This is a genomic window from Pelomonas lactea, assembly GCF_043555885.1.
Lineage (GTDB): Bacteria > Pseudomonadota > Gammaproteobacteria > Burkholderiales > Burkholderiaceae_C > Pelomonas > Pelomonas lactea.
Genome location: NZ_JBIGHX010000007.1, coordinates 68,559 through 86,997, shown reverse-complemented (window position 1 = coordinate 86,997; position 18,439 = coordinate 68,559). Strand labels below are relative to the sequence as shown.

General features: G+C 68.4%; 19 protein-coding genes. 9 read left to right on the top strand and 10 right to left on the bottom strand.

What is annotated here, in order from left to right:
• Positions 1–4: 4 nt before the first annotated feature.
• The 6 genes from ACG04Q_RS18600 to ACG04Q_RS18575 are packed head-to-tail and all read right to left on the bottom strand — an operon-like array spanning position 5 to position 7,527.
• The gene (locus ACG04Q_RS18600; RefSeq protein ID WP_394512729.1) at positions 5–4,252 is read right to left on the bottom strand and encodes a pilus assembly protein; all 4,248 of its coding nucleotides are present in this window, start codon (positions 4,250–4,252) and stop codon (positions 5–7) included.
• 27 nt (positions 4,253–4,279) lie between these two features.
• Positions 4,280–4,930, bottom strand: a complete 651-nt coding sequence (locus ACG04Q_RS18595; protein ID WP_394512728.1) for a PilX N-terminal domain-containing pilus assembly protein — start codon at positions 4,928–4,930, stop codon at positions 4,280–4,282.
• Entirely contained in the window at positions 4,924–5,964 is a 1,041-nt protein-coding gene (locus ACG04Q_RS18590) for a PilW family protein (protein WP_394512726.1), read from the bottom strand. Before ACG04Q_RS18590 ends, ACG04Q_RS18595 begins: the two co-directional genes overlap by 7 nt.
• Entirely contained in the window at positions 5,961–6,449 is a 489-nt protein-coding gene (locus ACG04Q_RS18585; RefSeq protein ID WP_394512725.1) for a type IV pilus modification PilV family protein, read from the bottom strand. The genes ACG04Q_RS18590 and ACG04Q_RS18585 overlap by 4 nt, the downstream gene beginning before the upstream one ends.
• Positions 6,449–7,078, bottom strand: a complete 630-nt coding sequence (locus ACG04Q_RS18580; RefSeq protein WP_394512723.1) for a GspH/FimT family pseudopilin — start codon at positions 7,076–7,078, stop codon at positions 6,449–6,451. Before ACG04Q_RS18580 ends, ACG04Q_RS18585 begins: the two co-directional genes overlap by 1 nt.
• A complete protein-coding gene (locus tag ACG04Q_RS18575) occupies positions 7,072–7,527 on the bottom strand; it encodes a type IV pilin protein (protein WP_394512722.1) in 456 nt (151 codons plus the stop codon). Before ACG04Q_RS18575 ends, ACG04Q_RS18580 begins: the two co-directional genes overlap by 7 nt.
• A 188-nt stretch (positions 7,528–7,715) precedes the next feature.
• Between ACG04Q_RS18575 and ACG04Q_RS18570 the strand changes: the two genes are divergently transcribed.
• The 6 genes from ACG04Q_RS18570 to ACG04Q_RS18545 are packed head-to-tail and all read left to right on the top strand — an operon-like array spanning position 7,716 to position 11,687.
• The gene (locus tag ACG04Q_RS18570; protein ID WP_394512720.1) at positions 7,716–8,567 is read left to right on the top strand and encodes an ABC transporter ATP-binding protein; all 852 of its coding nucleotides are present in this window, start codon (positions 7,716–7,718) and stop codon (positions 8,565–8,567) included.
• Positions 8,564–9,343, top strand: a complete 780-nt coding sequence (gene mlaE, locus ACG04Q_RS18565; RefSeq protein ID WP_394512718.1) for a lipid asymmetry maintenance ABC transporter permease subunit MlaE — start codon at positions 8,564–8,566, stop codon at positions 9,341–9,343. Before ACG04Q_RS18570 ends, mlaE begins: the two co-directional genes overlap by 4 nt.
• A gap of 19 nt (positions 9,344–9,362) precedes the next feature.
• A complete protein-coding gene (mlaD, locus tag ACG04Q_RS18560) occupies positions 9,363–9,854 on the top strand; it encodes an outer membrane lipid asymmetry maintenance protein MlaD (RefSeq protein ID WP_394512717.1) in 492 nt (163 codons plus the stop codon).
• Positions 9,851–10,669, top strand: coding sequence for an MlaA family lipoprotein (locus ACG04Q_RS18555; RefSeq protein ID WP_394512715.1), 819 nt, complete (start codon positions 9,851–9,853; stop codon positions 10,667–10,669). The genes mlaD and ACG04Q_RS18555 overlap by 4 nt, the downstream gene beginning before the upstream one ends.
• Positions 10,670–10,725: 56 nt before the next feature.
• Positions 10,726–11,364 carry an MlaC/ttg2D family ABC transporter substrate-binding protein gene (locus tag ACG04Q_RS18550; RefSeq protein WP_394512714.1) on the top strand — a complete coding sequence of 213 codons (639 nt, stop codon included), beginning with the start codon at positions 10,726–10,728 and terminating at the stop codon, positions 11,362–11,364.
• Between the two features lie 11 nt (positions 11,365–11,375).
• Positions 11,376–11,687 (top strand): STAS domain-containing protein, encoded by a 312-nt coding sequence (locus ACG04Q_RS18545; RefSeq protein ID WP_394512713.1) that lies wholly within the window; start codon positions 11,376–11,378, stop codon positions 11,685–11,687.
• Positions 11,688–11,780: 93 nt separating this feature from the next.
• On the opposite strand, the gene ACG04Q_RS18540 is transcribed toward ACG04Q_RS18545, so the two are convergent.
• Positions 11,781–12,641: a MurR/RpiR family transcriptional regulator gene (locus ACG04Q_RS18540; RefSeq protein WP_394513004.1), complete on the bottom strand. Its 861-nt coding sequence runs from the start codon at positions 12,639–12,641 to the stop codon at positions 11,781–11,783.
• Between the two features lie 88 nt (positions 12,642–12,729).
• Entirely contained in the window at positions 12,730–14,175 is a 1,446-nt protein-coding gene (zwf, locus tag ACG04Q_RS18535) for a glucose-6-phosphate dehydrogenase (protein WP_394512711.1), read from the bottom strand.
• Positions 14,176–14,286: 111 nt separating this feature from the next.
• On the opposite strand from zwf, the gene tal reads away from it, so the two are divergent.
• Genes tal through ACG04Q_RS18520 form a run of 3 tightly spaced genes read left to right on the top strand, consistent with a single transcriptional unit; the run spans position 14,287 to position 17,469 of the window.
• On the top strand, positions 14,287–15,228 hold the full coding sequence (tal, locus tag ACG04Q_RS18530) for a transaldolase (protein WP_394512709.1): 942 nt from the start codon (positions 14,287–14,289) through the stop codon (positions 15,226–15,228).
• A 1-nt stretch (position 15,229) separates the two neighbouring features.
• Positions 15,230–16,852: a glucose-6-phosphate isomerase gene (gene pgi / locus ACG04Q_RS18525; protein ID WP_394512706.1), complete on the top strand. Its 1,623-nt coding sequence runs from the start codon at positions 15,230–15,232 to the stop codon at positions 16,850–16,852.
• Complete coding sequence (locus ACG04Q_RS18520; protein ID WP_394512704.1) at positions 16,849–17,469, top strand: HAD family hydrolase; 621 nt, start codon at positions 16,849–16,851, stop codon at positions 17,467–17,469. Before pgi ends, ACG04Q_RS18520 begins: the two co-directional genes overlap by 4 nt.
• Here the strand turns inward: ACG04Q_RS18520 and ACG04Q_RS18515 are convergent.
• Both ACG04Q_RS18515 and zapD read right to left on the bottom strand, forming a co-directional pair.
• Positions 17,459–17,680, bottom strand: a complete 222-nt coding sequence (locus ACG04Q_RS18515) for a DNA gyrase inhibitor YacG (RefSeq protein ID WP_394512702.1) — start codon at positions 17,678–17,680, stop codon at positions 17,459–17,461. The genes ACG04Q_RS18520 and ACG04Q_RS18515 overlap by 11 nt on opposite strands.
• A complete protein-coding gene (gene zapD, locus ACG04Q_RS18510) occupies positions 17,677–18,432 on the bottom strand; it encodes a cell division protein ZapD (RefSeq protein ID WP_394512699.1) in 756 nt (251 codons plus the stop codon). The genes ACG04Q_RS18515 and zapD overlap by 4 nt, the downstream gene beginning before the upstream one ends.
• Positions 18,433–18,439 lie beyond the last annotated feature (7 nt).

The following is an 18,439-nucleotide window of genomic DNA, read 5'->3' as shown; positions in this document are numbered from 1 at the left end:
GCGGTTATTGCTGCAGCAGGTCGCGCCAGGAGATGCGGCGCGTGCCGCCCGACGGCGAGTTGACGAGCGGGTCAAAGTACAGGTTGCTGCCGTCCGAGCCGCGCGCCAAGCCCACCAGCTTCTGGTTGGGCAGGCGGTAGACCGTCGGCCGCGAGGCCAGCACGTTGCCCAGCGCAGCGCTGGACGCCTGGCCGGTCTTGTAGTCGAAGTAGTTCACCCAGCTGCTGCCGCCCACCTTGCAGAGGTCGCCCGGCTGGACCACGTTGGACACCACCACCAGTGTGCCCAACACCAGCAGCGGGTCGGTATTGACGCGTTCGCTGGACTGCGGCAGGTCGACGAACCAGCCGCCGTTTTGGGCCAGGTTCACGGTGTTCACCGACGTCGTCGTTCGGACGGGCGCACCGGCCTTGCACCAGCTAACGCCGCTCGGGCAGCTGCCGTTCACCAGCGTCTGTTGCACGAACTTGGCGCCTGTGCTGCGCACGTCGCCGTGGCCGGTGGCCAGCAGCGCGTCCTTGATGCCGTAGACGGACTGCTTGGTCGTGTCGGTCAGGTCGCTGTCGCCGAGGTAGCGGCCAGTGCCCACGTAGACCATGGCCACGCCGTCGGCGTCGCCCAGCTCGGGGCGTGACGTGATCGGTTGCACGACGCCGTCGGCGTTCTTCAGCGTCGTCAACGCCAGGGCTTCCATACCGGCAGCGCCGACGTTGTCATTGATGTCGAAGCGCCAGACGTTGCCCAGCGAGTCACCGCCATAGACGCGCTCGATGGTGTTGTCCAGCCGGGCGTCGTTGACCCAGCCGCGGATGTGGGCCAGGCCGGCCGGCGTCGTTGTGGAGCCGGCCGAGGTGGCCAACCCGTCGCTCAGGCCGGAGACCGGCTGGCCGGTGTACGCGTCCAGCACGAAGATGCGGCCCTTGCCGTCGCCGGGGTTCACGTTGTTGTAGCCGGACGGCAGCACCGCCACCCACTTGCCGTTGCGCAGCTTGCCGATCTCGGGCTGGCCGAAGGTGTAGCCCAGGTTGTCGTTCGTGAACTCCCACAGCGCCTTCGGATCGCTGGGGTCGGTCACGTCCAGCGCGTAGTAGGCGCGCCCACCGGCACCCAGGCCGCCGATGAGGACGGTGCGCCATTCCTCGCCCACCTTGATGTCCTGCACGAACGGTGTCGAGTCGACGAAGTACTGATGGTTGGTTGCGTACTGCTTGTCGGCCAGGCGATAAAGCTTGGGGATGACGGCCGTGGGCACGAAGGCCCACAGTTCCTTGCCGTTGCTGGCGTCAATCGCGTGCAGCATGCCGTCGTTGGCGCCAACGTAGACCATGGCCTTGCGGCCAAGCGATTCGGCCTTGGCCTGGAACGCGGCATGGCTTTCATCGGCGTACTTGACGAGCGCCTTGTTCACGTAGACGGCCTCGGAGTTCACGATGTCGCCCAGCACGTGCTTGCGGGCACGGTAGTACTTCTCGGCCTCGCCCAGGTCGCCCTCGTTGGTGCGCACGCCGCGCAGGTAGTTCACCAGCGCCTCGCCGACGGCCTTGGTCTGGTTGTCAGCGGACAGGCAATAGGCCGGGCCCGAGCAGAACTGCGTCAGCTTCGGGAGTTTGTTGGCGCTGTCCGCGGCAGTGACCCAGTTCGTGCCGAAGTACTTGGCGACGGCGCTGGACGCGATGTTGCTCCACTTGAACTCCACCAGCCCGCTTGTCGCGCCACCGAACATCAGGATGCGCCGCTCGCTCTGCGCGTCCAGCTCGGTCTGCGCCGACCAGGCGCCGGAGCTTTCCAGCTTGCCGGTCTCCAGGTTGATCATCTGGCTCTGCAGTTCGCCGAACCAGTGCGATGACGTGAAGTCGGAGACGAAGGCGCGGTTGTCCTGCGCCGACACATTGGGGTTGCTGGTGGTGGCCGCCGCAGCGGCGGCGAGCTTGCCGTCGAACTGCTGCAGCGCGCTGGTCAGGCCCTTCTCCAGCGAGGTGGGGCTGCTGGCGCTGAAGTAGGTGCCGCCACCGTTGACGGCGGCGTGCCAGAGGTCGTCCACCGTCGTCAGCGTGTTGCTGCTGGGCACCGGCCACGCGCAACTGCCGCTTGGCAGCCAGCTGCAGATGCCGGAACCCGGGTTGGCGGTGTCGCGGTTCTTCACGGCCTCGTAGTCGGGGGCGCTGCCGCCCAGGTAGCCCTCGATGAACTGCATGTGGCCGGACACGCCCAGGCCCAGCGTGAACGTCATCATGGTCTGGTTCGCGTTGGTGGGGTCGTTGGTGCCACAGACGTCCAGACCGGAGCTGCCACTGGTGCAGTTGCTGGCGGCCGTCGTGCGCAGGTCGGTGTAGTGGTAGTAGTAGGACACATCGGCCAGCGTGTTGGGGGTGGCCGAGCCGTCGCGGATGGCGCCTTCCAGCGTCGCGGCGGAGTCCACGTCACCGATCTCCGTGGTCCCGTCAAGCTGCTTGGGCGTCGCTGCCTCGTTCCAGAAGCCGTCGGTGGACAGGATGGCCGCGTTGCGCTGGCAGGAGTACTGCACCGGGTCCTTGACCTCGCTACCGTTGAGCGTCGTCTTGTTCAGCTTGCCGGCGTAGATGCGTCCAGCCGTGGACAGGGCGGTGCGCAGCGGTGTCGAGCTGTTGGGCCTGGCGGCCGTCAGCTTGTCGAACCAGTTCTGCCGGTGCGTCGTCTCGAAGGTGTCGAGGTTGAGGAAGTCCTTGCCGGTGCTGTTGTTGATGCTCATGTAGCCCACGCGCCGGTTGCTGCCCACCTTGTTGAAGGCAAGGCTGGCGGAGGACTTCATCATCTGCATGCGCGAGTGGTAGTACGCCCACCAGTTCGCGAAGTTCGTCATCTCCTCGTCGTAGGTGCAGTTGCCGGCCCGGTTGCCGGTGCCGATGGCGGCGCAGTCGGTGCGCGTCGCGGGGCGCGCGTAGGTGGTGGTGTCCGGGTGGATGTCTACGCGCTTGAAGCTGCCGGCATAGCTGCCCGGCGTGCCGGGCGTGCCGGCGTTGTAGCCAGAGAACTTCGGCGTGGCCGTGTCAACCGGGAAGGTGCAGTTCGTCGGCGTGCGCGTCAGCGCGACGGTGGCCGTGGAGTTCTGCCCAAAGGGGGCATAGATGATGACGGTGCGGCCGCTGTTGGTGGTGTCGGCGTAGTAGCCGGTGGCCAGCGAATTGGCGCGGATCTGGTCGCGGATGCTGTTGCCGAGGTTGTTCCGGTTGGTGTCGGAGATGCTGGCGGCCTTCATCAGGTTTGTGCTGCCGACCTTGACCTCCGTGACCTGGATGGCACAGCTGGGGTTGCTCGTGAACGTGAACGTGGCCTTGGCGCGTGTTTGGGCCACGCCGTCGGTCCCGGCGCTGAAGAACTTGGTCGGGAAGCGCGCGAACGCGAAATTGGCGTTGCGGTTGGCCTGGCAGGCGGCCGCCGTCGGGGTGGACTTTCGTGCTTCCTCATCGCTGCTGCACCAGCGCACCGGCGCCGGGTAGACGTATTCGCCGCCGGCCGTCGTGCTGCAGTTGCGCAGGTCCGGCTTGGTGCAGTACTCGGCCGGCGTGATGGTGTAGTAATGAGGGCCGAACTTGCGGTCTGCGGTGCTGGCGTTGTCGGGCGCGCCAGTGGCCACCTTGCCCGCGTTGGTCGCCGTCGTCGCGCGGAACGTGGTGTAGGCCTTGCCGTTCACGGTGCCTGGCAGCACGTAGTTGTCATTGCGCAGGCAGTCGGTGAAGGTGTTGTCCACGCACCATTCCGTGTCCGGGAAGCTCGTGATCAGGTTGATGGACGTCGTGTTCTGCACGTCGTAGGCATCGTTCTTGACGGACTGCCAGTCATTCGTGAACGAGCGCGTCTGGCTCTCCCAGGAGCTGCCGTCGGCCTTGACTGGCGGCGCGTAGCGGATCGCCGGGTCGTAAGCCATGCCATTGAAGCCGGCCGCCAGGAACGGCGGCTGGCCGCGGTTGGTGCCGAACGGCGCGGCGTTCAGCCAGCAGGCCGAACTGTCGCTGCCGTTGATGCAGCAGCTGTAGGCGAAGTTGCCGCTGTTGGAGGGCGTGGCGCCGCTGCTGCGGCAAAAGGCGTCGTTGGCATGGTCGGGCAGGAAGTCGAAGTTCATCGATCCCGAGTCGTCCAGGATGAACAGCAGGTTGGCCTTGACTGCGTCCGGATTGGCCACGATCAGCGGCCGGTTGGAGATGTCCGTGACGGCTGCCGTTGATGGCAGCGCCCAGGCCGCGGCCAGGAGCAGGAGGAGCAGGCGATGGATCATGGAAGGGCCTCGTGCGGTTGGGACACGTCAGATCGAGACGACGGCCTGGATGAAGCTGGTGGCGTTGCGCGGGCCTTGCACGCGCACGGTGATGCGGTAGTAGACGGCGCTGGGGGCGTTCACCGTCGGCACGTTGCCGCGGCTGTTGCCCTGGCCGGCGCGCGTGGTGGGCGATGAGTCGCAGTTGGCCGACTGCGGCGGCCCGACCTGGCTGCACAGCCGGTGGATGGCGTAGGACACCTGGTTGCCGTTGGCGTCCGCGGGCAACTTGTTGACACGCTTGGCTCCGTCCTGAGCCTGCCAGAAGCTCTCCCAGGTCTGGCCCAGGCTGAAGTCCGGGTCGCTGCGCGTGGCGCTGTAGGCGGCCGAGTCACCGGGGGTCGGTTCGATGTGGTTGTGCAGCCGCGTGGACGGCACGGCGGCCGCCCCGCTGGCCGCATTCGCCGGAGGCACGGTGGCGCGCGACTGCTGCTCCAGCCACGCGACAGCGCGCTCGATGCCCACGTCGGCCGCCTGCACGGCCGCCTGCTGGAAGGCGAGGTTGCCGGCCACGCGGTTGCCGCCCAGCACGCCGCGCATCAGGCCGACGGCCGCCAGCGACATTGCACCGAGCACGATGAGGGCCAGCACCAGCACCAGGCCTTGCTGGCCGGAACGACGAGGGGAGGGCTTCAGCATGACGGGAAGGTGGTTTCACCCGCGCCCGGCGCGTTACGCAGCGGGACGGTGGCTTCGAAGGTCTTGTAGCGGTAGCGCTGCCAGTCGTCGCCCGGCATCTGCAGCGGCGCGGATGCCGCGCCCGACCACGTCGGCGCGCTGGCTGGCACGTCGACCGCCTCGGGCTGACGGCTGCGAGCCACCAGCGCGACGCGCGCGCCGACCACGCAGCCCCAGGAGATGGGCGTGTCCAGCGTCGTGTTGACGGCGTCGAAGGTGTCTGCGGTGCCGTCACGCGGCGTCGACGCATCCCGCGCGTACTGTGCGCGCAGGCTGACGATGTTGTCGGCCACCTCGGTCCAGTTCTCCGGCAGGGCATTGGTGCAGTTCTGCGTCAGCAGGTCGCACACCGTCAGGCGCTGCGAGCGCACCGCGTACGCCAGGAAGCGCGGCGTGCGGCCCAGGTTGAACAGCACGCCGTTGGCAGCGTTGGGCTGGCCCAGCGTCACGGTCACGGTGGCCGTTGTCGGCACCGCCGCCACGCTGGTCAGCGTCAGCTGGCAAGGGTCCGGGCGCGCCTGCGTCGTGACGATGACACGGTCGCCGACCTGGTAGGACAGCGAGCCCGGCACGGCATACGTGGCCGGCCCGGGCTGCAGGCCGATCAGCCCGCCCTCGGGTGAGGCCCAGCCGGCGCCGTAGGCGATGAGCAGCACATCGGTATCGTCATCGCCGGCCGGAATCCCCGCGGGATTGATGATGAGTGGCGCCAGCGACGCCACGCTGCGCCCGTTGCCCAGGCCCAGCTGGCACATCAGCAGCCGCGGGGACATCAGACCCTGGCCGGCCTGGCGCAGCTCGCGTTGCAGAAGACTGATGGCAATGGCGCCGCTCATCTGGGCGTCGTCGCCGCCGGTGGTCGTGCGGCGCTGCCCCTCGGACAGCTTGAACATCTGCGTGACCACCAGCACGGCCGCCATCGCGACGACGATGCCGACCATCAGTTCGACCAGGCTCAGGCCGCGTTCGCGGCGGGAATGGAGGCGGCGCATCATCGAATCTCGTTGACCAGCACGATGGAGTGCGGTGGGTCGCCGGACGCTTCGCCGGGGGCCTTCCAACGCATGGTGATGCTCACGCGCGTGCTCGGCAGCAGTCCGGCGGCCGGTGCCGACGCACCGTTGACGACGGCATCCAGTGGTGGCACCGACGTCAGCACGACGGTGGGCGGATAGGTCCCGGCGCCTGGCAGGCTGGCCTCCACGCGCGACTTCCAGGTGAGGTAATCGGCGCCACCGCCGCCGCCGCTCTTGAAGCGGGTGTTCAGCGTGTTGTAGTCGCGCGCAGTGACCCACATCTGGCCGATCAGGTCGTTGGCCAGCAGCGTGGCGTCGGCGCGGTACTTGGTCTGGCCGGACTGCTTGGTCGCGCTGGCCTGCAGGCCCACCAGGCCCAGCACGCCCAGCGCGAAGATCAGCAGCGCGATCAGCACTTCCAGCAGCAGCACGCCGCGCTGCCCATGACGTCGGGTGGTTTTCATCAGCAGGCCTGCGGGTCGTCGCTGAGCTTGGGGTTGCACATGCGCACCTGCCCCGTCGCAGAGACGAGGATGCGCAGGCAGGTGACCTTGCCGCCACCGGTTTTGGTGGCGCAGGTACCGCCGCCGGCCGCGGGCGTGATGTCGATCGCGACCGGACTGACCGGTTTCTTGACGTCGACGGGGGCCTGCCGGCCCAGGCCGTTGAAGATGATCTGGTCGGCCTCGGCGCTGACGCTCACATTGCTGCCCGTCTCGCTGGCTGCGCGTAGCTGCAGGATGCTGGGGGCGGCCGTGCCGTCGGGCGTGCTGTTGCATTGCCCCTCGACGGAGTCGGTGTCGGCGTCAGCGTCCACCACGTCGACGACCCAGTTGCCGCCCGTCGTCGAGCGCTTGCAGTCCGCACCCAGCGATGTGGTGAGCTGGAAGCGCACTTGCGTGTTGCGCGTGGTCGCCTCGCTCTTGGCGTACTGCAGGCCCGCCAGCAGGCCTTCGGCCGTGGAGCGGATGCGCGTGCCCGTGATCCACGGGCCGAAGTTGGGCACCGCCATGGCCATGACGATGCCCATGATGACGACGACCGCCATGGTCTCGATCAGGCTCAGGCCGTGTTGGCGGTACGGAGTCAGCACGTGCCGTCCTTCTTGGTAACCCAGCAAGTCGTCGACGTGGTCCAGCCGGTCGGGACGGCCGTCGTGGCCTTCTGGCCGGCTTGGTTGATGGTGTAGGTGAAGCCCTCCATCGAACCCTTGCCCACCGCCCGCGCCACGTAGCCGGTTGCGCTAGCCGAACTGCAGCTGAAGTCGAAGTTCTTGCCCGACGTGTCCGTGGCGCAGCCTGGGTTGACCAGCGTTGACGAGCTGGCGTAGGTTCGGTTGTCCTGGAAGAACTGTTCCGACTGCACCGCGCGAGTCGCCAGCGCCGATGTCGCATCCGGGATGCGCCCGCGCGTGACGTAGGCCGTGTACTGCGGCACGGCGATGGCCGACAGGATGACGATGATGGCCACGGTGATCATCATCTCGATGAGCGTGAAGCCGCGTTGGGAGACGGGACGGCGTGGCATGGCGACGTGGTTCATGGCGGTGACGCAATTTTGGTGGTGACCGCACATTGCAGCCTACCGCTCGTCGCCGGGCCATGAGCGCTGGTCGATGGCCGGCCTCGATTTGTGAACTGGGCCACGGTTTGCGGTTGAAAGGCGGCGCCGGCGCAACCGCGCCGGGGGCGGAAAACCGGGTTCGGGCATGTCTCGGTGTTTCCCCTATCATGGCGCCCTTTCATCCCGCTCGGCTCCGGCCCGCCCGCGTGACTCCCTTGTCAACCGCTCCCCTGATCGAACTGCGCAACGTCAGCTGCGGCTACGGCGATCGCGTGATCCTCGACGGCGTCAACCTGAAGCTCGAACGCGGCAAGGTGCTGGCGCTGATCGGCACCTCGGGCGGTGGCAAGACCACCGTGCTGCGGCTGCTGGGCCGGCAGTTGCGCCCGATTGCGGGCCAGGTGCTGTTCGATGGCCAGGATCTGGCGCCGCTGGATCTGGCCGGCCTGTACGCCGTGCGCCGGCGCATGGGCATGCTGTTCCAGTTCGGCGCGCTGTTCACCGACCTCAGCGTGTTCGAGAACGTGGCTTTCCCGCTGCGCGAGCACACCGACCTGCCCGAGGCCATGATCCGCGACCTCGTGCTGATGAAGCTCAACGCCGTGGGCCTGCGCGGCGCGCGTGACCTGCTCCCCAGCGAGATCTCCGGCGGCATGGCCCGCCGCGTGGCGCTGGCCCGCGCCATCGCACTGGACCCCGACCTCGTGCTGTACGACGAGCCCTTCGCCGGCCTGGACCCGATCTCGCTGGGCGTCGCCGCCCGCCTGATCCGCGACCTGAACGACGCGCTGGGCCTGACCAGCGTCATCGTCTCCCACGACCTGCACGAAACCTTCCAGATCGCCGACCACGTTGCGATGGTGGCCAACGGCCGCATCGTCGCCCAGGGCACGCCCGACGAGCTGCGCCACAGCGATGACCCGCTGGTGCGTCAATTCGTCGGCGCCGAGGCCGATGGTCCGGTGCGCTTCCACCAGCCGGCCAAGCCGGTGGCCGAAGACTTCGGGGTGCCCGCATGATCGCCTTCGCAGCGCGCATCGGTGCCGGCGTGCGCCACAAGCTGGTCGACATCGGCGCGTCCGCCCGGCTGTTCTTCAGCCTGCTGGCCCGGTCGCCGAAGGCACTCGCGCGCTTCGTGCTCGTGCGCGAGCAGGTGTTCCACCTGGGCAACAAGTCGCTGTCCATCATCGGCGTGTCGGGCCTGTTCGTCGGCTTCGTGCTGGCGCTGCAGGGCTACTACACGCTGCAGCGCTACGGCTCCGCCGAGGCGGTGGGCCTGCTGGTGGCGCTGAGCCTGGTGCGCGAGCTGGGCCCGGTCGTCACGGCGCTGCTGTTCGCCGGCCGCGCCGGCACGTCGCTGACGGCCGAGATCGGCCTCATGAAGGCGGGCGAGCAGCTGACGGCGATGGAGATGATGGCCGTCGACCCCGTGCAGCGCGTGCTGGCACCGCGCTTCTGGGGTGGTTTTATTGCCATGCCCTTACTTGCGGCAGTCTTCTCGGCCGTCGGCATCATCGGCGGCTGGCTGGTGGCCGTGCCGTTGATCGGCATCGACGCCGGCGCGTTCTGGTCGCAGATGCAGGGCGGTGTGGATGTGTTCGCGGACGTCGGCAACGGCGTCGTCAAGAGCCTGGTGTTCGGTGTGACGGTGACCTTCGTCGCGCTGCTGCAGGGCTACACCTGCCGGCCCACGCCGGAAGGCGTGTCGGCCGCCACCACGCGCACGGTCGTGCTGTCGTCGCTGGCCGTGCTGGCGGCGGACTTCATGCTGACCGCGATGATGTTTTCTATTTGAATGGAGTCAGGGAGTACACATGCAAGCCTCTCGACATGACGCCTGGGTGGGGTTCTTCGTGCTGCTGGGCGGCGCGGCGCTGCTCTTCCTGGCGTTGAAGGCCGGGAATCTGCTCAGCCTCAATTTCGACGCCACCTACCAGGTGTCGGCGCGCTTCGACAACATCGGCGGCCTGAAGCCCAATGCGGCGGTCAAGAGCGCCGGTGTCGTCGTTGGCCGCGTGGAGTCCATCAGCTTTGATGACAAGACCTTCCAGGCCAAGGTCGTCATCAACCTGAACAAGAACACCGCCTTCCCCAAGGACAGCTCGGCCAAGATCCTGACCTCGGGCCTGCTCGGCGAGCAGTACATCGGCCTGGAGCCGGGCGCGGACGAGAAGAACCTGGCCGGCGGCGACCTCATCAAGCAGACGCAGAGCGCCGTCGTGCTGGAGAACCTGATCGGCCAGTTCATCAACAGCAAGGCGTCCGACATGGGCAGCGCGGCACCGGCCTCCGGGGGCAAGCCGTGAGCGGGCTGATCCGCACCCTGGCGCTGATGGCCCTGGTGCTGGGCCTGGCCGGCTGCCAGACCGTGAAGGGCGTCGGCAACCGCGTGGAGCGTGCCGTCGACAAGGTCATGGGCTCCAAGGGCCAGCGCATGGACCCGTGGGAGAACTGGAACCGCAAGGTGTTCGCGTTCAACGAGAAGCTGGATGCGGCGGTGCTCAAGCCGGTCGCGACCGCGTACTCGGAGATCGTGCCGTCTCCCATCCGCACCGGCATCGACAATTTCTTCGGCAACATCGGCGACGCTTGGTCGACGGTCAACCTGTTCCTGCAGGGCCGCTTCAAGTCGGGCGTGGAGCAGGGCATGCGCTTCGCCGTCAACTCGACGCTGGGCCTGGCCGGCGTGCTGGATATCGCCACCGAGGCCGGGCTGGAGAAGAACAGCCAGGACTTCGGCAAGACGCTGGGCCACTGGGGCATGGGCACCGGCGCCTACGTCGTCTGGCCACTGTTCGGGCCGTCATCGGTGCGCGACTCGCTGGCGCTGCCGGTTGACTGGCAGGCCTCGCCCGCCCGGGTGTTCGACGACGGCAGGAAGAAAGTGGCCATCACGACGCTGAACATCGTCAACACGCGGGCCAACTTCCTGCGCGCCGGCGAGATGTTGGAAGGCATCGCGCTGGACAAGTACACCTTCTACCGCGATGCCTACCTGCAGCGGCGCGGCAGCTTCGACGATGACGACGAAGTGGAGGTGCTGGTGACCGGCAACGGCGACGCTGCCGCTCAGCCGGATGTGAAGAGGCCCGCCGATCCGGCGTCCGCGGCATCGCGGTGAACCAAACCCGGGGCTGGCGCGTTGAACGTCGGTCCCTGCTCAGAGAAAGCGACACCATGACTTTGCTGAATCCCCTGCGCCGCGGCCTGCTGGCCGTCACTGCTTTCGCCACGCTGGGCCTGGCCTCCGCGGCGCATGCCGCCGACGGCAGCGCGCCCGACCAGCTCATCCGCGGGCTGTCCATCGAGGTGCTGGAGACGGTCAAGTCCGACAAGGACATCCAGGCCGGCAACGTGAACAAGATCATCGCCCTGGTCGACGCCAAGGTGATGCCGCACGTGAACTTCCAGCGCATGACGGCCTCCGCCGTCGGCCGCTTCTGGCGCCAGGCCACGCCCGAACAGCAGCAGAAGCTGCAGGCCGAGTTCAAGACGCTGCTGGTGCGCACCTATGCCGGCGCGCTGACGCAGGTGAAGGATCAACAGATCGGCCTGAAGCCGCTGCGCGCCCAGCCCACCGATACCGATGTCGTCGTGAAGACCGAGATCCGCGGCAAGGGTGATCCCATCCAGCTGGACTACCGCCTGGAGAAGGCCGGTGAGGTCTGGAAGATCTACGACGTGAACGTGCTGGGCATCTGGCTGGCGGACCAGTACCGCAACAGCTTCGCCCAGGAGATCGGCGCCAACGGCATCGACGGCCTCATCAAGAGCCTGGCCGACAAGAACGCCAAGGCTGGCGCGGCCAAGGGCTGATCTTGAGCGGCTTGAAGCTCCCCGCGCGGCTGCGCATGGACGGCGCCCGCGCCGCCTGGGCGCTGATGTCGCCCGCGCTGCGCGCCGAGGCCGCCCAGGTGCTGGCCGCAGCCGGCCGCGAGGTGCGGCTGTCGGCCATCGAGTTGAAGGATTTCGACTCCTCGGCGCTGAGCCTGCTGCTGTCGGCGGCGCGCCAGTGCAGTGAGCAGGGCGCGACGCTCAAGCTCGACGGTGCGCCTGAGAAGCTGCGTGAGCTCGCCCGCGTCTACGGCGTGGCGGAACTGCTCTGGCCGCCAAGCCCCGCCCCCGCCGCACAAGCGTGAATCTGAAAGTGCAAAGCCCGCCGGAAAGCGGGCTTTGTTTCTTTGCCGGCTTGGCTGCCGTTGGCTTGCTCCGTTTCAGGGGCGTGCAACCGGTCAGCCGGCGTAACGCTTCGCGCGCAGGTTCTTCTTGATCTCCTGCAGCACCGGCCGCAGGTGCTGGCCCAGCTTCAGCGCCACGCCGGTCGTCAGGATGTCCACCGCGATCAGGTGCAGCAGCCGCGACACCATGGGGCTGTAACGGTCGAAGTCCTCCGGATGGTCCACCGCCAGCAGGATCTGGCTGGGGCCCAGCGCCAGCTGCGCCAGCGGCGACGCGCTGGCCGTGATGATGATGATGGTGGCGCCCTTCTTGCGCGCGATGTCGGCGGCGTCCAGCAGGTCGCGGCTGCGGCCCGAGTTGCTGATGATGACGGCACAGTCGCCGGGCTGCAGCATCGTCGCGCTCATCAGCTGCACGTGGCCGTCGCTGGTGGCGACGGTGTTCACGCCCAGGCGGAAGAACTTGTGCTGCGCGTCCTGCGCGACGATGCCGGAGTTGCCGACACCGTAGAACTCGATGCGCTTGTTGTGGCGGGCCGAATCGGCCAGCGCGTCGATGGCGCGCTCGAACGCATGGCTGGCGGCGTCGTTGCGGTAGTGCAGCAGCGCGGCGACTGCGTTGTCAACGACCTTGACGATCACGTCGCCGGGCTTGTCGTCCTCGTCCACCGCACGGTGTACGAAGGGCACGCCTTCGTTGACGCTGCCAGCCAGCTTCAGCTTGAAGTCGGCCAGGCCGTCATAGCCCACGCTGCGGCAGAAGCGCACGACGGTGGGCTTGCTGACGTGCGAGCGGTCGGCCAGTTCGCTGACGGGCAGGTTGGCAAAGCTGCGCGCGTCAGCCAGCAGCAGCTTGGCGACGCGCTGCTCGGCCGGGGGCAGGGCCGGCAGGGCGGCCTTGACGCGCTCGAGGATGCTCATGTTTGCTCCCCGCTCAACGGGTACGTTGCGCGGCCCTCCAGGAGGGCGCGGCCTTGCTCGGGGCGGCCCAGCGCGGCGGCCGTCATTGTTCTTCCGCCCAGCTGAAGCCGTCACGCGCCACCAGCGCGCTTGCAGCCGCCGGGCCCCAGGAGCCGGCGGAGTAGGGGCGCGGGCCGCTGGTGTCGGCCGCCCAGGCGTCCAGGATGGGCTCGACCCAGCGCCACGCCTGCTCCTGCTCGTCGCTGCGCACGAACAGGTTCAGGCGGCCGGCGATGGCGTCCAGCAGCAGGCGCTCGTAGGCGCCGACGCGCTGCGTCGCGAAGGCCTTGTCGAAGTCCAGGTCCAGCGACACTGGCGTCAGCTGCTCGCCGGCGCCCGCACCCTTCTGGGCCAGCAACTGCAGTTCCAGGCCGTCCTCGGGCTGCAGCTTGATGACCAGGCGGTTGGGCTGGCTGGCGCCCGGGAAGATCTTGTGCGGCACCGGGCGGAAGTTGACGACGATTTCCGCGTCGCGCTCGGCCAGGCGCTTGCCGGTGCGGAGGTAGAACGGCACGCCGGCCCAGCGCCAGTTGTTGACCTCGGTGCGCAGCGCGACGAAGGTTTCGCACTGGCTGTCCGCCGGCACCTTGACCTCTTCGAGATAGCCCGGCACCGCCTTGCCCTCGATGTTGCCGGCGCGGTACTGGCCGCGCACGACATCGCGGGCCACGCTCTCGGCCGTGAAGGGCTTCAGCGAGCGCAGCACCTTGAGCTTCTCGTCGCGGATGGCGTCGGCGTCGTTGGTGGACGGCGGCTCCATCGCAATCATGGTCAGCAGCTGCAGCGCATGGTTCTGGATCATGTCGCGCAGCGCGCCGGTGCCGTCGTAGAAGGCGCCGCGCGTGCCCACGCCCAGGCGCTCGGCCAGCGTGATCTGGATGTTGGCGATGCTTTCGCGGCGCCACAGCGGCTCGAACAGCGCATTGCCGAAGCGCAGCGCCATCAGGTTCTGCACCGAGGGCTTGCCCAGGTAGTGGTCGATGCGGAAGGCCTGGCTTTCGGCGAACACGCCGCGCACCGCGCGGTTGATCTCCTGCGCGCTCGCCAGGTCGTGGCCCAGCGGCTTCTCCAGCACGACGCGCACCTTGTCGTGGTTCAGGCCGACGGCGCCCAGCTGCTGGCAGATGCCGGTGAACAGGTGCGGGCTGGTGGCCAGGTACAGCACGACGGTGTCGGCGTTGCGCGCGTCCAGCCAGTCCTTCAGGCCCTGGTAGTGCTCGGGCTGCGACAGGTCCATGCGGCGGTAGTGGATCAGCGCCGCGAACTTCTCGAACTCCTCGTCGTTGGGGCGCTTGGCGCCATCCACCTCGCGGAAGCGCTCCTTCAGCCACTCGCGGTAGCGCTCGTCGGACTGATCGTCACGGGCGACGGCGAGAATGCGGCCGCCCTCGGGCAGCTTGCCGTGCCGGAAGGCCTGGAACAGCGCGGGCATCAGCTTGCGCCACGTCAGGTCGCCGGTACCACCAAAGAACACGAGATCGAAGGACATCGGAAGCGTCTCCAGGCCAGGCCCACGCAGGGGGCGCTAACCGTTGTGTAACTAAGTTTCGTGAAATACTATGCAGCAGTTTCTTCGCCGGGTCAATCCGGAGCTCAAGCCATGAACCAGCTCGACCAACTCAAGTCCTTCACCACCGTCGTTGCGGACACCGGCAACTTCCTGCAGCTGGCGCAGTTCGCGCCGCGGGATGCGACGACCAACCCTTCGCTGATCCTGAAGGCCGTGCAGTCGCCCGACTACGCTCCGCTGCTGAAGGAGACGGTCGAAGCCCACCGCGGCAAGCCGCTGGACGAGATCGTCGACCACGTGCTGGTGCGCTTCGGGCTGGAGATCCTGAAGGTCGTGCCGGGCCGCGTGTCCACCGAGGTCGATGCACGCCTGTCGTTCGACAAGGCCGCTTCGCTGTTCCGCGCGCGCCGCATCATCGGCCTGTACGAAGCCGCCGGCATCTCGCGCGAGCGCGTGCTGATCAAGCTGGCGTCCACGTGGGAAGGCATCCAGGCCGCCGCCGAGCTGGAGCGCGAAGGCATCCGCTGCAACCTGACGCTGCTGTTCGCGTTCGCGCAGGCCGTGGCCTGCGGCGAGGCCAAGGTGCAGCTGATCTCGCCGTTCGTCGGCCGCATCTACGACTGGTACAAGAAGCAGGCCGGCGCCAGCTGGGACGAGGCCGCGATGGCCGGCGTCAACGACCCGGGCGTGAAGTCCGTGACGCAGATCTACGGCTACTTCAAGCAGCACGGCATCAAGACCGAGGTCATGGGCGCGAGCTTCCGCAACATCGGCCAGATCCAGGCGCTGGCCGGCTGCGACCTGCTGACCATCAGCCCGGACCTGCTCGCGCAGCTGCAGGCGACCGACGCCACGCTGGAGCGTGCGCTGGACCCGGCCAAGGCCGCCGCCGTGCCCGCCATCCACCTGGACGAAGCCGCCTTCCGCTTCGCGCTGAACGAGGACGCGATGGCCACCGAGAAGCTGGCCGAAGGCATCCGCCTGTTCGCCGTCGACGCCGGCAAGCTGGACAAGCTCATCGAGGCGGCCTGACATGACGACGCGCTGCGACCTCTCCCCCGTCTGGGCCGAACTCCAGGCCCACTACGCCGCGAGCGGTCGCGGCTTCGACATCCGCGCGGCATTCCAGGCCGACGCGGGCCGTTTCGGCGCGCTGTCCTTCCAGGCGCCCGAGGTCTTCGCCGACCTGTCCAAGAACCGCATCGACGCGCCCACGCTGGCGTTGCTGCTGAAACTGGCCGCCGATTGCGGCCTGGAAGCGCGGCGCGACGCGCTGCTGCGCGGCGACCCGGTCAACCACACCGAAGGCCGGGCGGTGCTGCACACGGCGCTGCGCGCGCCGGCCGGCAGCGACGCGCCGTTCAATGCCGATGTGCAGGCCTCGCTGGACGCGATGCTGGCGTTCGCCGAGAGCGTGCGCCGCGGCGAGCGCGGTGACATCACCGACGTCGTGCACATCGGCATCGGCGGCAGCGACCTGGGCCCGGCGATGGTCGTGCAGGCGCTGCAGGCCTTCACGCGCCGCGACCTGAAGCTGCACTTCGTCTCCAACGTCGACGGTCACGACCTGGCGCCGGTGCTGGCCGGCCTCGACGCGCAGCACACGCTGTTCGTCATCGCGTCCAAGACCTTCACGACGCAGGAGACGCTGGCCAACGCGCAGGCCGCCAAGGCCTGGTTCCTGAGCCAGGGAGGCACGAACGTGGCGCGCCACTTCGTCGCCACCAGCAGCAACACCGCCGCCGCTGCCGCGTTCGGCATCGACACCGCGTTCGGCTTCTGGGACTGGGTGGGCGGCCGCTACTCGCTGTGGTCGGTCATCGGCCTGCCGATCGCCATTGCCGTCGGTGCCGACAACTTCCGCGCGCTGCTGGCCGGCGCGCACGCGATGGACCAGCACTTCGCCGCCACGCCGCTGGCGCAGAACCTGCCGGTGCTGCTGGGCTTGGTCGACATCTGGTATCGCAACTTCCACGGCTTCACGAGCCGCAGCGTCGCGCCCTACCACCAGGGCCTGCGCCGGCTGCCGGCCTATCTGCAGCAGCTGGAGATGGAAAGCAACGGCAAGGGCGTGGACCTGGACGGCCATGCGCTGGCCATCGGCACATCGCCGGTCGTCTGGGGCGAGGCCGGCACGAACGGCCAGCACGCCTACTTCCAGATGCTGCACCAGGGCACGGACGTCATCCCGGTCGAGTTCATCGCCGTGAAGCGCCCGAATCACGGCGCCTCCGGCGACCTGGCCGAGAAGCTGGCCGACCAGCACCGCAAGCTGCTGGCCAACTGCCTCGCGCAGAGCCAGGCGCTGATGCAGGGCAAGACCGCCGCCGAGGCGCTGACCGAGAAGGCGCCGACCGCCTCGGCCACGCTGGACCGCGATGTGCTGTCGCGCCACCGCAGCTTCCCTGGCAACCGCCCCAGCACGACGCTGGTGCTGGACGCGCTGACGCCGCGGTCCCTCGGCGCGCTGATCGCGCTGTACGAGCACCGCGTCTTCGTGACCGGTGCGCTGTGGGGCATCAACAGCTTCGACCAGTGGGGCGTGGAGCTCGGCAAGGCGCTGTGCAACCAGTTGCTGCCGCGGCTGGATTCCGGCGACACGTCGGGCCTGGACGGCTCGACCGCCGGCCTGCTGGCCCGCCTGACCGCCGCATGAGGATCGTCTTCGACTTCGGCGGCGTCGTCTTCCGCTGGCACCCGGCCAGCTTCCTGGCGCGCGTCTGGCCGCACCGCATCGAGACGCTGGAGCAGGGCGCTCAGGTCGCGTCGGTGTTCTTCCAGAACTACGGCGGCGACTGGGGCCTGTTCGACCAGGGGCTGATCGGCGCCGACGAGGTGGTGCGCCGCATCTCGGCCCGCACCGGCTGGCCACGCGGCGAGGTGGAGCAGGTCGTGCGCGCCGTGCCGGAGGAGCTGATGCCCATCCCGGCCACGGTGGTGCTGATCCGCGACCTGAAGGCCGCGGGGCACACGCTGCACTTCCTGTCCAACATGCCCGAGCCCTACGCGGACCATCTCAGCCAGACCTACCCGCTGACGGAGTGGTTCGAGTCGGGGCTGTTCTCGGGGCGCGTGAAGCAGATCAAGCCGGGTGCCGAGATCTTCGCGATGGCCGAGCGGCACTTCGGTGCGGCGCCGCAGGAGCTGGTGTTCCTGGACGATCACCCGGCCAACGTCGACGCGGCGTTGTCGCGCGACTGGCAGTCTTTCCTGTTCACCGATGCCGCCAGCGCGCGGCGCGAGCTGGTGTCGCGGCGCCTGCTCAGTGCCTGAGCGGCTCGCCGCCGTCGGTACCCAGCATCTCGTCGGGGTCCTGCGGCGGCGCGGCCGGCACGCGGAAGCTCTCGCTGGCCCAGGCGCCGAGGTCGATCTGCCGGCAGCGCTCGCTGCAGAACGGGCGCCACTTGTTGCTGGGCGCGAACACGCTGTCGCCACCGCACTGCGGGCAGCGCACCAGGCGCTCACCTTGGGCGTTCTTCTTCATTGGCACAACGCCAGTTCGAAACCGGTGTCCTCGGGCGCCAGCTTCAGCCGGCCTTCCTCGTCCTGGCGCATCAGCCGGATGGACACCATCAGCCGGTGGCCGGTGATCTCGGGAATCAGACCGAGGCTCGGGTCGATGCGCATGCGCAGCAGCTGGTAGACGCGGCCGGCCGGCAGGCTCTGCTGGAACTGGCCGGCCGTGGCGGCCACCTTGTGCGGCGTGCCGGAGTCGCGCAGCAGGCCCAGCAGCACCTGCAGCGCCTCGGCCAGCGGCATCAGCGACTGCGCCCAGGCCATCAGGTCCTTGCGGCGGCGCACCGGCAGCAGCTGCTGCCAGTGGTAGTAGGCGGGCAGGTCGAACTCGCAGGTACCGCCCGGGATGCTGATGCGGCTGCGGATGCTCATCAGCCAGTCGTTGCCGGCCAGCGCCGCGCCGGTCTTGCCGTTCAGCGCGTTGAGCCGCTGGAAGGCGCCGTCGATGCGGGCGATGACCTCGTCCAGCCGCGCGTCATCCACGCCGGGGCTGCCGCGGTAGGCGTTGAACTGCGCCTTGTGTTTCTCGAGCTCCTTCAGCAGGTCGCTCTTCAGGTCGGCGCGCGAGGCCACGTCGAGAATCTCGAACAACGTGACCAGCGCGAAATGGTGGTCCAGCGCGGGATCGCGGGCCATCAGGGCGCCGAGGCGGTCGAACAGGTGTTCGAGGCGGAGCATCGTGCGGATGCTCTCGTTGAACGGGTACTCGTACAGGACCACGGCGGGG